Genomic DNA, 14,639 nt, shown 5'->3' on the forward strand with positions numbered 1-14,639 from the left:
ACCGAGATCACTATAGGACCGCTATCTACTTCCACTGTGGGGGGGTTTGATCTCTACCCAAAAAGGAAACCAAGTGCATTCCAGGTCATCACTGCATGACCGCTATATATAGGGGTCACCCACACAAATGTGCGAAGACCCATAATTCTTAATTCGAAATTCCTTGTTCGATATTCGTTTTTATTAACAAACTTGATAAAACAACTTAGCGCTTATGGGTTTTATACCCCGTCGGGAAAAGTATGCATAAAATACTAGTGAGCGCCTGTCTTCTTGGAGAACAAACCAGCTATAACGGGCTTGTTCTCCCTTTATCAGACAAGATTATAAATGAACTGAAATCAATATCGCTTATAATCCCTTTTTGTCCTGAAGTCGCAGGGGGCTTGCCTGTACCAAGGCCACCTGCCGAAATATCCTGTAAAGACGGTTTTCTTGTTCTTGACCATAATACCGGTATAAAAACCGTAAACGGTTATGATGTTACAGCTTCATTTATTAAAGGAGCGGAAAAAGCTCTTGAAACAGCAATAAGCAATAATATTATGGCGGCAGTATTAAAGGAAAACAGTCCTTCATGCGGCAGCACGTTCATCTATGACGGAACCTTTACAAAAACTCTCAAGCAGGGTAAAGGTGTTACAGCCGCTCTTTTCGAAAGAAACGGCATTAGTGTTTTCAGCGAAAAAACGATTGAAGACGCTTTACTTTTTATCAGAAATTTCGCTCGTAGTTAACTTCTCTATTTTATCACCCTGGCATATCTTATCCACAACATCCTGTCCTGATGTTACCTTCCCGAATACTGTATGTCTTCCGTTTAAATGAGGCTGAGGACAATGAGTAATGAAAAACTGGCTTCCGTTTGTATTCGGTCCGGCATTTGCCATGGATATTACTTTTGATTCATGTTTTAACGGATTATTTCTTAGCTCATCTTCAAATTTATATCCCGGGCCGCCCATTCCCGTGCCTGTAGGATCTCCGCCCTGGATCATAAAAGAATTTATCACTCTGTGAAAAACTATGCCATCATAATATCCCTGACCGGCTAAGAAAACGAAGTTGTTTACAGTTTTTGGAGCGTGTTGCGGATTAAGTTCAAGTTCAATAACACCTTTGCTTGTTTCCATAACTGCCTTATACATCTTTGTCGGATCAATTTGCATTTCAGGAGGGCTGTCCCATTGCAGTTTAGTCATAATTCACCTTTTTTATTTTAGTTGGTTTGTTGATACCAGATTAACGGTTAAAAATACGGCCTTTCACCCTAAGCTTATCTGTTGGTGATTTTTTCACTTATCATGTTTTCCTGCTTTTTACAAAGCGCTTATGCTAAAAATCAATACCATGGTCATTATTCTATGAGAATTGATTTGCCGAAATTTCAGACAGGATTAACAGGATGGGCAGGAGCTTTTTCGTGTCCTCAAACCACAAAACGAGTTTCTTATTGACATAATATATTAATTTATATACAATTCTACATATATTCAGATTGTTATCAAGGTATTGGTGTATTGGTTTTTTGACCGAAACAATCAAATCCTTTCAAAAATTATCGCAGAAATACAAGCGACCGGAACTCTGAAATATTTTAAGGAGCCAGTTTCAAAACGTCCCATTCAGGCCGATCTCTGCATTGGGCTCAAATTTTAATACTCGAAATACAAAATGTATTCCTGTGGTTAAAATTTTCGCCCACCTTGACCAAACTGAAACGTTTGTGGCTCCAGGGAGTAAAATTTATGGATATTGATGAACCTAAACAAGTAAATGACCTTTGGGAAAATATATACCCATATATAGCTTTACAAATAATGGAAAGTTATCAGAGAAGCACCGGAGAAGTTTTGGAACTTGGCCCTTTTTCCGGTGGTATTTCAATTGGACTATTAAGATTCTATCCGGAATTTAATATAACAATTGCAGATAGTTCAATAGAAGTGTTGCAATATTTAAAGCAGGAGATCTTAAATTCGGGACTCCTGCAAAAAATAAACTTTAAGCAGACAGAATTCAATCATCTTGACTTTGATGACCTTCAGTTCGATCTGGTAATTTTAAGAGGGGCCTTTTTCTTCTTAAATGAAAAGGATAACTTTCTTGCAGAAATATTTCGCGTCTTAAAACATGGTGGAATTGCCTTTGTCGGTGGTGGATTCGGCAAAGATACCCCACAAAAATTTATAGACGAAATTTCTGAAGAATCCCGCGAGTTGAACAACCGCCTTGGCAGGAAACGGATTAATATCCAACAATTGGAAACAATAGTGAAAGACTCCGGTTTAACGGATAATTGCAAAATTGAAGAGCAAGGCGGGCTCTGGTTGATTGCCAGAAAATAGCCCTACCCTTCTTATCTTGCCGGCATTTTATAAAACCTTTTACTTGAACTGTAAGAATCTTTCTAGTATCTGTTCTAAGTTATTTTTTGACATTAAATATAAAACTCTGTCTGAAACTATCAAATACGCAGAATAAATTAAAAAGGAAACAAATAAAATGGCAAACGTAATCCCTTTTAACGGGATTCTTTATAACCCAAAGAAAATAGACAGTTTAGCTGATGTTACCACACCTCCATATGATGTTATCAACAAAGAAGAACAGGTATATTTTCATAACAGGCATCCTCAGAACATAATCCGTCTTATTCTGGGAAGTGAAACGAATGAAGATAATGAAGAAAACAATCGCTATACAAGGGCAGCTGGGTTTTTAAACAAATGGCTTTCCGAAGAAATACTTATTGCAGACAAAAGACCTGCTTTTTATCTGACTGCTATTGATTTTCCGGTTGAAGACAAAATATTCAGGCGTTTCGGACTTACAGCTCTTGTCGGTCTTGAACCTTTCGAAAAGGGAATCATTCTTCCACACGAAAAAACTTATTCAAAAACCAAGTCGGAACGACTTAAGCTTATTAAAGCCTGCCATGCCAATTTCAGCCCGATTTTTTCCCTGTATTCAGGCAAAATCGATGCTCTTAATGCTATGGAAATGAAAGCTCCCGAAATCCCTGCCGATTCCGATTTCATAGACGGCAAAGGTCATCGTCAGAGACTTTGGAAGATAAATGATACAATTATACAAAAAAGCATTTCATCAGCTTTTAATGATAAAATCCTTTATATTGCAGACGGACATCACCGGTATGAAACAGCACTCAACTACAGGGAATGGGTATCAAAAAATAACCCTGATTTTTCGCCAACACATCCTGCCAATTTTATAATGATGTTTATCTGCAGCATGGAAGACCCGGGATTGATTATACTGCCGGCTCACCGTTTGTTAAGCGGTGTAGATAATCAGAATCTTTCCGGCTTTGTGCAAAAGGCTTCGGAGTATTTTGATATTACGGAAATTTTGGCAGGCAAAAACGATACTGAAAAAACAAAAGATCTGTTCATCTCATCACTAAGGAAGGAAGAATTAAAAAACAAAATCGGGGTGATGCTGAAAAACAATAATAATTTTTATATTATATCTCCCAAACCCGGTGTTATGAAGAAGCTTTTCGGCAATGAATTATCCGAATCCCTGATGGATCTTGATGTAACCATACTTACAAGACTGATTCTTACTGAAGTTCTCGGAATTGACCAGACAGGCCTGGATAATGAAAATCTTATTTCTTACTCAAGCTCCGATAAAGAAGCCATGGAAAATATAATTTCAGGCAAATACGATATGGCTTTTATTCTTAATCCCACAAAAATAGAACAGGTCCAGAAAGTCGCGGGTGAAGGCCTGATAATGCCGAGAAAATCAACTTATTTTTACCCCAAGGTTATTACTGGCCAGGTTATGAACAAGCTTTTTTAAATTTGGTGCAATAATTTTCTTGTTTCTTGTTGCCGTAAACAACTTCACAAAAAAATAAGGCTTCTCCTTTGTAACAGGAGAAGCCTTAGAAAACCCCATCAGGGTGTGACTTGCCGAAACATTTTAATTCTTTGTTTAAGATTATTACATTATGCTTTTCCGTAGCTTTCTTCCACTGTAAATCTCGGTGATCTTGCCTTCCACATACTTCCAAGAATGATTAATGCACCGACCACAAGCGCAAAACACATAATTATAAAGCTTACTTTCGACATCAGATCTATCTTGCCTGTATCTATAGACATCAGACCAAGCTGAGTCAAATACTTTGGTATTGCAAGAGCCCTGCTGATCGCAACAAGAAGCATAATCGTACCCATTACAATTTTGATCATGTGGTCTTTTACATATGTTGTTCCTATCGCTCCCAACTGAACACCTAGAAGAGACCCTGCAAGAATAATCAATGTCAGACGGATATCGATCATTCCATGAATCGCCCAGTTCACTGAACCGCCAAGACCCATAACAAATGCTATAACAAGCTCAGTAGCAGATGCTATAATACTTGATGCTCCTATTACATATATCATTCCCGGCACTCCGATAAATCCGCCCACGGCAATTGTTGCCGCCAGCATGCCTGTTGCAAAGCCGACCGGTACAGTAAACCACAGGGAAATTCTTAGGTTTGCCTTTTTAAAATGAATCATTGGCGGAAGATTAATGGACTGGAGTTTCTGGGCAAGCCCGGTTACTTTCTCGACACCGCCTGTTTTTGATATCTTCCATGCATCATAAAAAACATACCCTCCCACAAGCACAAGAATTACTACAAAAGATAAGCTTACATAAAGATTGGAACCGGCTTCTCCCCATTTATTGAGGATATAGTTCTGAATCTGAATACCGACCTGAACCCCTCCTATAGCCGAAGCTGCCATAACAAGTCCAAGCTTTATATCCACCTGGCCGTATTTGAACCGTTTGTATGCTCCCACCATGGCTTTGGGAAATTTATGACACATGTTGCTTGCAACAGCCACAGTTGCAGGCACTCCAAGGCTCATCATTCCAGGGGTAAGGACAAATGCTCCTCCTGAACCTATAAAGCCGCTTACAAGCCCTCCTATAAAACCCACTATGAACAAAAACACTATCGACATAATATTCAAATCAATAAATTTTAAACTCTCCGCAGCCAGATCGTGCATATTTCCTCCTCTGAATAATTTATTGCAATTTAATCAAAATAGATACTTCATAAGTTATTTAATTGTTGAGTTGATAAGAAGAAGCTTATCAACTCAACAACTGTTTTGTTATATCCTGTGAAACGGATTGATATATGCACGAGCCCGCGGTCTTTTTCTGGCTACCTTTTTAGTCTGCACATCATCCTGAACACTCTTTTCAATAGTTACAACTTTGACATCGGCACGAGCTGCTTCAATTCCCATAAGAGACCAAAAATTACTTGCAAATGCCCCATGAGCAAATGAAAAAGCAAAAACAGTCAGAATCGGCAACGCCGCATACCAGCCGCCTCTTGAGAAGTAGTTTGTTACTATATCAGCATTTGTAAAAACCGCTGCGTAGAAGGCTACAGTTATTGCACCATAACCCAAAGTTTTACCTACAGGCTTCTTTTTATTAATTTCCTTTGCCATTTTCTTACCTCCTTTTATATTTTTATTTAAAAAAACACTGAAAACCGGTATCGTAACTTTTGCAGCAATTTTTTCCTTGCTATCGTCAGATCCGGTTATTACAAATCCTATTCTTTTTATTTCATGAATAATTTTTTCAACTATTACGCCTGCTTCACCAAATCGAAGTAAATAGCTATAGCCTACTCCGCCCGAAGCTGCCTTGATCTCAAATGATTTGTTAATTCTTTTTTCTGACTTATCGGATAGTTGAACCAGGTCATTACGAATAACACTTAATGCAAGAATGTCATAGTTAAGTCGTTTAGCTACTGAAACAGCATAATCAATTAAACTTTCTGAAAATAAGCCGTCTTCGCCAACTACCAGAATTTTTCTTCGTTCCTGTATTTTGCTGTTTTCCGAATCAGTTTTTGTATTCACAAATAACCTAACCTTTTTATTATGATTTTGCACATAATCAGACAAAAAATGCTTTGTTCGTTTGATTTTTTTCACTTCAAGTATTGTGCCATAACTTAATATCAATTATAACTACTTGTAATAATAATATATATAGTACATTCATTTTATCCTTTGTTTTTCAGCTCATATTGCAGTATGCAACATAAAATTCATAAAAGATATTTTACAATATAATATAAGGATGTTATGGATATGTTACATTGAGTGAACACCCGTTACGATATGCAACATATTATTGATTGGAAACAGTTGCTATTGTCGATATTTTTCGATAAATAAAAAAAATATCTAATATTCAAGAAAGGATGGCATTATGCTTTTTACGAAAAAGCCTGAAAAACAAGTTGATGAAAATAAAAAATCCAATCCGGAACTTACAGAACTCCGCACTTCAATCGAAAAAGCGGGATTATCCGATTCTCTTACTTTACTTGCAATCAGGGAACTTGAACGTATGGAGAATATGGACCCATCTGCTCCCGAATACAGCATAGGTTTTAATTATATTGAATACCTTCTGTCTTTACCATGGCATGTTTTCACAGATGACAATCTTGATTTGAATCATGCTGAAAATATAATGGATTCAAAACATTACGGTTTAAATGCCATCAAAGAACGTGTGCTTGAATATCTTTCCGTAAGAACTCTTTTCAGTCTCCAGAAATTTCATATCATAGTTGTTGATGATGAAGAAATCGCAAGGACTAACCTTGAATATATATTGCGCAAGGAAGGTTATGCGGTAAGCACTGCCGCAAACGGTCTTGAAGCAATAAATATTCTGAAAGAACAGCATGTAGATCTGATGCTGACCGATCTTAAGATGGAAAAGATGGATGGCATGCAGCTTCTGGAATTGTCGAAAAAAATATCTCCTCACACAAAAATTGTGATGATAACCGGATTTGCAACAGTCAATTCAGCTGTAGACGCATTGAAAAAAGGTGCCTTCCATTACCTTCCCAAACCCATAAATCTTGAAGAACTGCGACAAACCGTTCGCCAGATTATAGAAATAAAAAAGCATATACAAATGACACGCAGCCCCATACTTTGCTTTGCAGGCCCTCCCGGAACCGGTAAGACTTCGGTTGGAAGAGCAATCGCAGAGGCTTTGGGAAGAAAATTCGTTCGTATTTCGCTTGCCGGATTGAGAGACGAAGCTGATTTACGTGGACATAGAAAAACATATGTTGGAGCAATGCCTGGAAGAATTATTAATGAAATAAAGCGTGCAGAAACGGCTAATCCTGTTTTTATGCTTGATGAAATTGATAAAATCGGACAGGATTTCCACGGAGACCCGGCTTCTGTTCTTTTGGAAATCCTTGACCCTGAACAAAACAGCCATTTCACCGACCATTATCTCGATGCTCCCTTTGATCTTTCAGGAGTAATGTTTATTTCAACTGCAAACATGGTTGAAAGGCTTCCTGCACCTCTTTTGGACAGATTGGAAGTAATCCGTTTTTCAGGCTATACGGAAAAAGAAAAGATACATATTGCAAGGATTCATCTGATACCGCGCCAGATAAAAGAACATGGCTTATCCGGATTTGATGTTAAATTTTCAGATGATGCCATTTCAAAAATAATTCATAACTATACACAGGAAGCGGGGCTGCGCAATTTTGAACGCGAAATTGCAACAATATTCCGCAAGATGGCAAGACTCTCCCTTCAAAATAATAACTTATCAAATAATACAAATTCAATTATTGTTGATGCGGCACTGGTAGAAAAGCTTCTTGGTCCCAGAAAATTTTCCCATGAAATCGCTGAAAGAGAAAATAAGCCCGGAATTACAACCGGACTTGTGTGGACGGAATTCGGAGGAGAAATTATTTTTATTGAAGCAAGCCTGATGAAAGGAAACCGGCAACTTATACTTACAGGATCAATGGGTAATGTTTTACAGGAATCCGCCCAGACAGCTTTGAGTTTCGTAAGAAGCAATGCCGAGCTGTTTGGAATAGATCCGGATTTTTTTAATGAGCGGGATATTCATATCCATATTCCTTCAGGAGCAATACCAAAAGACGGGCCATCGGCCGGCATTACAATTGCCGTCGCCCTTATTTCTCTTTTAACAGGCAAACCGGCAAGAAACGATATTGCAATGACCGGAGAACTGACTTTAAGCGGAAGAATATTAGGTATAAGCGGAATCCGTGAAAAAATACTTGCTGCTCAGCGAAGCGGAATAAAAATTGTTGTTTTCCCGAAGCGAAATGAAACGGATATCGCCAATTTAGAACCGGAAGCCAGGGAAGGGGTTGAAATTGTACTTGCAGATGAAATCCCATCTATTGCAAAACTTGTGATGCAGTAATATTAGCTTTCAAGGTTATATCTTCTCAGCTTTCTCCATAAAGACACCCTGTCTATACCAAGGATTTCAGCTGCTTTGGTTTTTTTATTTTCAACCTGATCAAGCACCCACGCAATATACTCCATTTCATTTTCTTCCAGTGTCAGAAATTCTCTTTGCCTCCTGCTTTGTATCCTGAATTTGAGCTGCTGGAAATCTGCCGGAAGATGATGCATTTCAATTATATTCCCACCTGCCATCGCCACAGCGTGTTCAATAATATTCTCCAGTTCGCGTATATTGCCGGGATACTCATAGCTTTCAAGAATAGCTATTACATCATCAGAAATTTTATCTATCTTTTTCCCCTGCATTTCGGAAAATTTTTTCAGAAAATACATACATAAAACAGGAATACTTTCTTTTCTTTCCGCAAGAGGCGGAACGTGTAGAGTGATAACATTAAGGCGATAAAATAAATCCTGACGAAAATTTCCTTCTTCTATTTCCAGCACAAGATTCTTATTTGTCGCTGCAATCACGCGGATATCAACCTCAATTTCATCGGTTCCGCCAACTCTTATCAATGTCCTGTCCTGTAAGACCCGCAATAGTTTTACCTGCATGGAAAGAGGCATATCCCCTATTTCATCCAGAAAAACAGTTCCTCCTTCTGCAACCTCCAGCAAGCCTTTTTTTATCCCGCGTGCCCCTGTAAAAGCTTCCTTTTCATGCCCAAAGAGTTCATTTGCAAGCAGTTCCTCATTAAAGGCACCGCAGTTTACTGCAAGAAATCTATTCTCATGCCGATTGCTTAACTGGTGAATCATTTTAGCTACCAGCTCTTTGCCGGTTCCCGTTTCGCCGAGTATAAGCGCAGTGCAATCCGTTGGAGCAATCTGTTCTATAGTCTTTTTCAGGCTGTCCATTTTAGGATTGTTGCCGGTAATAAAAGTAACTTCTTTTTTGCTTCCGACACGAAGTTTAAGTTCTGCAACTTCTTTTTTTAAAGATTTTTTTTCAAGGGCCTGTTTTACAAGCAACCTGACTTCATCTATTTTAACCGGCTTTGGTATGTAATAAAAAGCCCCGCCCTGCATTGCTTCAACCGCAGTAGCAACAGTTGCATATCCTGTTATAATTATAACTTCCGTATCAGGATACAGCTCTTTTGTTTTTTCAAGGACCTTAAGTCCGTCAACCACCTGCATTTTAAGGTCTGTGAGCACAAGATCAAATTCTGTTTTTTCAAGCTCCTTTATAGCTACGGCGCCGCTTTCAGCAGGCACGGTTTCATATCCTTCTTTTTTAAGGATATGATCCAGATTTTCTCTTGCAATCTTTTCATCATCTACAATTAATATCCGGGCAGTTTTTGCCATTATAGTATCCTTCATGACCTATGATGCAAGGGCAGATTGATTATAAACCTGGTGCCTTCTCCAAGCTTGCTCTCAACCGAAATAGAACCTTTATGCTGCTGCAAAATCCCATAAACTATCGAAAGACCCAAGCCGGTCCCCACGCCCACTTCTTTTGTTGTGAAAAATGGGTCAAAAATCATATCAAAATTCTCTTCCGGTATTCCGCCCCCCGTATCTTCAAAAGTTATTACTGCCATGCTTGCAGCGCGATCCGGTTTTGCAGATATTTTTATAATGCCGGATGAGCTTTCAATAGCCTGAACCGCATTGATCATAAGATTAAGAAAAACTTCCTGGATACGCTGTTTATCAATATCTAACACCAAATCTTTCGGTATGTTTTTTTGAATCTCTATTCCGGAAGGCACCTGGCTTGAGACAAGTCTTATTGAGCGTTCCACTACTTCATCAAGAGAAGCCGGAACCAGAGCAAAATCCCTGTCACGCGAAAACTCCAAAAGCCCTTTTACTGTATCTCTTGCCCTGTTGACTTCCTGTTCAATATTGGAAAGCATTCTGTGCATAAATTCCGGGTCCGCTTTGCTGCCTTCTTCTAAAAGTATCTGGCAGGAAGTAGAAATATTATTTAATGGATTATTGAGCTGGTGGGCAATGCCTGAAGTAAGAATACCTATAGATGACAATTTTTTCGTTTGCACCAGTTGTTCCTGGCGTTTTTCAAGTTCTGCAACCATGCGGTTAAATGCTTCTATCACCCTTTGTATTTCATCTTTTGTGTTTCGTACAGGAATAAAATTAAAATTACCATTTGCTATCTGAACGGTTGTCTTTTCAATTATTCTCAAAGGCTTTATTATTTTTCTTGCCATAATCGGTATTAAAAACATCCCCATAGACAAAAACAATGTAACATTAACAAAAATATGTTTTTTCAATTGAGCTATAATTGCAAGAATTCTTTCTCTCTCAAAACTGACAAGGGCTATGGACCTGTCTACAAGGTTTTTGCCTTCCACCCTTAATCTGTCTTCAAGATCATTTACACAGGATCTTCTTCCATCAACAACGCAAAGGGCCATTTTATCCATTAGCTTTTCATACTCAGCAAATCCATTTTCAATCAATCCGATCTGTGGCGCACCTTTCATTTTTTTCATATCACCGGAAATAGTTGAAAGTACTTTAAGGCCCTTTTTAATATAACGCTTGTTTTCAGCAAGATCATCCTGGGAACCATAGAGAAGAAAGTTTTTTTCATACCTTCTTATCTCAAATATTGTATTGCTAAGATCATCGGCAACCTCAACAAGACGCTGTTTTTGCTCTATCTGACGCAAAAACCGGTAAGAATTTCCCCCAACAAAACCTATCACAAGAAGACATATGGTAAGCCCGATTACTATTTTTCTGCGTATATTTATAGAATAATTTTTTATTCCGAACAATTTACTACCTCATCCATCAAGTTCTCCAACTGTTGAAACCTTTCTTAAATGTCACATCAGCAAATTCTTTAAAGTGAGAGCATGACCGCATTTAATACGATCCTGTCATATTTTATGCCTGTTATCATTAACTCATATAAATCCGGCATATTAAAACCTCTGCCATTGCCAACAAATGCAGGGATGCCCTTGAAGATCGGTTATATTTAAAAACTACTGTTTTGCTCCGGCTTTGATAAGCAGGTCTATAATCTCGGAGTTACCATTGGCAGAGGCAATCATTAAAGCAGTCACATCGTTTTTATCTCTGGCATTGATATCAGCTCCCTTTGCCACAAGTTCCTGCACAATCTCAAGGCTACCTTTTGAAGCAGCAGCAGTTAAAGCCGTCAAGCCATCTTTATCCCTGGCGTTTACATCTGCACCTTTAGCCAGAAGTTCTTTCACAACTTCACCACGACCATCAAAAGATGCTGCCATTAAAGCTGTAATACCGGAGTCGTCTGTGGCATTGATATCAGTGCCCTTTGCCAGCAGATCCAGCAAAACATCACGATAGCCATTAGAAGAAGCGATCATAAATGAAGTCCAGCCATATTTGTCCCTGCCATTGACATCAGCGCCTTTTGCCAGCAGGCACTGTACAATCTCCCGGTGTCCTTTCTCGGCAGCATACATCAATGCAGTCCTGCCATTGCTGTTATACATGGCATCGAGACAGCAACTCCCTTTAACAGAAGCTCTTCCACAACATCACGATGGCCATTCAAAGAGGCAGCCATCAATGCAGTCAAGCCGTTTTCACTCTTAGCATTAACATCAGCTCCATTTAGCAGGAGCAAATCCAAAATTTCAAGGTGGCCCTTCTCAGAAGCAAACATTAATGCAGTACTGCCATCTTTATATCCTGCATTGACATCGGCGCCCTTTGCCAGAAGTTTTTCCACTATCTCCCTGTAGCCATTAAAAGAACCATACATCAATGCGGTTCATCCATCTTCATTCTTAACATTGACATCAGCTCCCTTTAACAGAAATTCTTCCACAATCTCACAGTAACCATTCAAAGAAGCGGCCATAAGTACAGTACCGTTTTTAACTTTGGTATCAACATTAACCTTGGTATTGACATCAGCTCCCTGCGAAATAAGACGTTTCACCTCAGACAGATCACCGCGCCCTGTTGCTTTGACCAAATCTTCATTTACTCCGGCAAAAGCAGCAATCGTCCAACACATTATAATTCCTATTATAGACATTGCTGTTCTTCTTTTATAAACCGTCGTCCGATCTGCCCTAAATAAACTCATCTTTATCTCCCTTATAATTCACAACATTTAGATACTTTTGTAAACCAATGGCTTTTTTGGTAATGCACCCAATAGTACAGTGTATACTAAAACTTATATCCGATTCTGTCTTTCCCCATTCATTTATTTAAATTAAGACCGGCCAATTCTTCCGGTTCTTTCGCCTTCTCCGGTTAATTTTATCATACTTAATTTATTTCTGCCATTGTGCTTAGAAGCATAAAGAGCTGAATCAGCAGCATCCAATAATTCAGATTTGGACAGAATATTTCCGGAAGGCAGATAGGTGGCAACCCCAATGCTTATTGTAACTCTTATTGCAGTTGAACCGGTCCGTATTACGTTTTGTTCAACAGAAGTCCTGATGCGTTCAGCAAGAACTGCGGCTTCCTTCAGCTCCGTTTCGGGTAAAATTATTACAAACTTTTCCCCGCCATATCTGGCTGTGATATCGCTTATCCTAACCTGATTCATAAATAATGCACTAATTTTTTGAAGTACGATATCTCCTGTCCTGTGCCCATAAGTATCATTTATTACTTTAAAATAATCCAAATCCAGCATAATAAGTGAAAGCGGTTTCCTATACCTTATAGTTCGGCTCAATTCTATATCCAGCTGTTTCTGAAAGTATACATGATTGTAAAGTCCGGTAAGACCGTCTCTGATCGATACTGCTTTGAGTTTTTCGTTTGCCGCCCTCAGTTTTTTAGCCACACTATCTGCCTGATCTTTTGCTTCCTTGTATTTTATCAACAATTGTTCATAGGATAAATTAACCTTTACGAGTTCTTCATTTACTTCCTCAATGATTTGTGAATAAGGCTTCATGTTGCAGGCATCAATTTCAAATAACGAAAACATCTCGACACTTTTTTTGGCTACCGCATCTATCATACCATCTGTTTCTTCTTTATTTTTTTTATATTTATCCTCAATAAGAGTTTTTACTTCCCCAATATAAACAGTACTGCCCGAATCATGATAAATCGAAGATATTTTGCTGGAAAGATACAGTATATCAACACTGAGTTCATATTTATCCGGACAACCGCTTCTCTTATGGTGATAATTGATTGGCATATAGATACTTTCCGGCAATCCCCATTTCTTTAAAATCTCCGCGCCCACTTCCTGGTGGTCAAAACCAAAAGCTTTGCTTTCTATGATTTCAATTGGTAATCCGCTTTCGTTATGTTCATCAAGTATATTTAAATAATCATCTTTCCCGGATAAGTACATTATTACAATGCCGATATCCTGAAGAAGCCCTCTTACAAAGTCCTCATCATTTTTTTTACTTATTGAAGCCGCACACAAATCTGAAGCAACTGCGGCAGTCACGGATCGTTTCCAGAATAAATCGAAATCGAAACCTTCCGAATGAGTCCGCATTTCCTTGGCGATTATAAAAGAAAGAGCTATATTTTTAACTGCGGTAAGCCCTATAATAGCAAGTGCCTTCTTCAGGCTTTCCACTTTCTGGGGCAAGCCATAGATTGAAGAGTTCGCTGCTTTCAAAGTCTTTGCCGCCAACGAAGGATCTGACAAGATAATATCGGTAAGCTCGTCATAATTTGAATCATCTTTTTTTACTGCTTCTAAGATTCGGATCGCTATAGCAGGGGGTGAAGGCAGCCGTATGTCATCTTTAAGCAATTTATCTATTGCGTTCATGATATACCCGGATTTATATTGTTTGATCAGAAAATATTTTTATGATTTCCGAAATAGCTATTAGCAGGCATCAACTGCATATATCAATAAATAAATTGATTATATTTTAAAATTTAATTCCAATTCTTCTGTCGGCAAAAACCTGGAAAATATAATACACTGGTCATTCAATGCTATAAAATTACCTCAGTTATTTTTAAATGCTGATCCTGACACCCAATCTGGTAGTTATTGATTTCATCCGATAATCATAATAGTTATTTCCAATGCTTTTAGCTATATTGCCGGGATAAATTCACTTTACAGAGCCAGTAAACATCCTCCGGCAAAGCCGGAGGCTTTACGATTGCTGGCCCCTCAAAGGGGCTTGATCACAATCGAAAAACAAAAACCATCATAATAGCGGTGGCCCGGAAAAACTGCACAGTTGCTTAAGTGGTAAAACTGCTCTAAATTGACTTACAATTACAGAAAGGAGCAGCAGGTAAATGAAGACATTAAGAAGAAATCATGGAGCAGCATTTAAGGCAAAAGTAGCTATA

The 14,639-nt window shown here is 38.5% G+C and carries 13 protein-coding genes; 4 read left to right on the top strand and 9 right to left on the bottom strand.

Annotated features, from left to right (window positions below; genetic code table 11):
• The first annotated feature begins 242 nt into the window (after positions 1 to 242).
• Complete coding sequence (locus tag VXK47_RS18925; protein WP_435550346.1) at positions 243 to 737, top strand: DUF523 domain-containing protein; 495 nt, start codon at positions 243 to 245, stop codon at positions 735 to 737.
• On the opposite strand, the gene VXK47_RS18930 is transcribed toward VXK47_RS18925, so the two are convergent.
• Complete coding sequence (locus VXK47_RS18930; protein ID WP_435550347.1) at positions 705 to 1,202, bottom strand: peptidylprolyl isomerase; 498 nt, start codon at positions 1,200 to 1,202, stop codon at positions 705 to 707. The two genes, VXK47_RS18925 and VXK47_RS18930, sit on opposite strands and share 33 nt — an antisense overlap.
• A gap of 546 nt (positions 1,203 to 1,748) precedes the next feature.
• Between VXK47_RS18930 and VXK47_RS18935 the strand changes: the two genes are divergently transcribed.
• Together VXK47_RS18935 and VXK47_RS18940 are read left to right on the top strand one after the other, a co-directional pair.
• Positions 1,749 to 2,348, top strand: a complete 600-nt coding sequence (locus tag VXK47_RS18935) for a class I SAM-dependent methyltransferase (RefSeq protein WP_435550348.1) — start codon at positions 1,749 to 1,751, stop codon at positions 2,346 to 2,348.
• A gap of 157 nt (positions 2,349 to 2,505) precedes the next feature.
• Positions 2,506 to 3,831: a DUF1015 domain-containing protein gene (locus VXK47_RS18940; protein WP_435550349.1), complete on the top strand. Its 1,326-nt coding sequence runs from the start codon at positions 2,506 to 2,508 to the stop codon at positions 3,829 to 3,831.
• Positions 3,832 to 3,980: 149 nt separating this feature from the next.
• Here the strand turns inward: VXK47_RS18940 and VXK47_RS18945 are convergent, their stop codons facing one another.
• Both VXK47_RS18945 and VXK47_RS18950 read right to left on the bottom strand, forming a co-directional pair.
• Positions 3,981 to 5,045, bottom strand: a complete 1,065-nt coding sequence (locus tag VXK47_RS18945; RefSeq protein ID WP_435550350.1) for a sulfite exporter TauE/SafE family protein — start codon at positions 5,043 to 5,045, stop codon at positions 3,981 to 3,983.
• A 108-nt stretch (positions 5,046 to 5,153) separates the two neighbouring features.
• A complete protein-coding gene (locus VXK47_RS18950) occupies positions 5,154 to 5,924 on the bottom strand; it encodes a hypothetical protein (RefSeq protein ID WP_435550351.1) in 771 nt (256 codons plus the stop codon).
• 355 nt (positions 5,925 to 6,279) lie between these two features.
• On the opposite strand from VXK47_RS18950, the gene lon reads away from it, so the two are divergent.
• Complete coding sequence (gene lon / locus VXK47_RS18955; RefSeq protein WP_435550352.1) at positions 6,280 to 8,301, top strand: endopeptidase La; 2,022 nt, start codon at positions 6,280 to 6,282, stop codon at positions 8,299 to 8,301.
• A gap of 2 nt (positions 8,302 to 8,303) precedes the next feature.
• On the opposite strand, the gene VXK47_RS18960 is transcribed toward lon, so the two are convergent.
• The 6 genes from VXK47_RS18960 to VXK47_RS18985 all read right to left on the bottom strand — a co-directional run bounded on the left by VXK47_RS18960 (position 8,304) and on the right by VXK47_RS18985 (position 14,097).
• Entirely contained in the window at positions 8,304 to 9,662 is a 1,359-nt protein-coding gene (locus VXK47_RS18960; protein ID WP_435550353.1) for a sigma-54-dependent transcriptional regulator, read from the bottom strand.
• 11 nt (positions 9,663 to 9,673) lie between these two features.
• On the bottom strand, positions 9,674 to 11,110 hold the full coding sequence (locus tag VXK47_RS18965) for a sensor histidine kinase (RefSeq protein WP_435550354.1): 1,437 nt from the start codon (positions 11,108 to 11,110) through the stop codon (positions 9,674 to 9,676).
• Positions 11,111 to 11,323: 213 nt separating this feature from the next.
• A complete protein-coding gene (locus VXK47_RS18970) occupies positions 11,324 to 11,788 on the bottom strand; it encodes an ankyrin repeat domain-containing protein (protein WP_435550358.1) in 465 nt (154 codons plus the stop codon).
• Entirely contained in the window at positions 11,788 to 12,090 is a 303-nt protein-coding gene (locus VXK47_RS18975) for an ankyrin repeat domain-containing protein (protein WP_435550355.1), read from the bottom strand. Before VXK47_RS18975 ends, VXK47_RS18970 begins: the two co-directional genes overlap by 1 nt.
• 9 nt (positions 12,091 to 12,099) lie before the next feature.
• A complete protein-coding gene (locus VXK47_RS18980; RefSeq protein WP_435550356.1) occupies positions 12,100 to 12,420 on the bottom strand; it encodes an ankyrin repeat domain-containing protein in 321 nt (106 codons plus the stop codon).
• Positions 12,421 to 12,552: 132 nt separating this feature from the next.
• The gene (locus tag VXK47_RS18985) at positions 12,553 to 14,097 is read right to left on the bottom strand and encodes a sensor domain-containing diguanylate cyclase (RefSeq protein ID WP_435550357.1); all 1,545 of its coding nucleotides are present in this window, start codon (positions 14,095 to 14,097) and stop codon (positions 12,553 to 12,555) included.
• Positions 14,098 to 14,639: the final 542 nt, after the last annotated feature.

It is taken from the genome of Desulfobacterium sp. N47 (assembly GCF_051233685.1).
Taxonomy (GTDB): Bacteria; Desulfobacterota; Desulfobacteria; order Desulfobacterales; family RPRI01; genus RPRI01.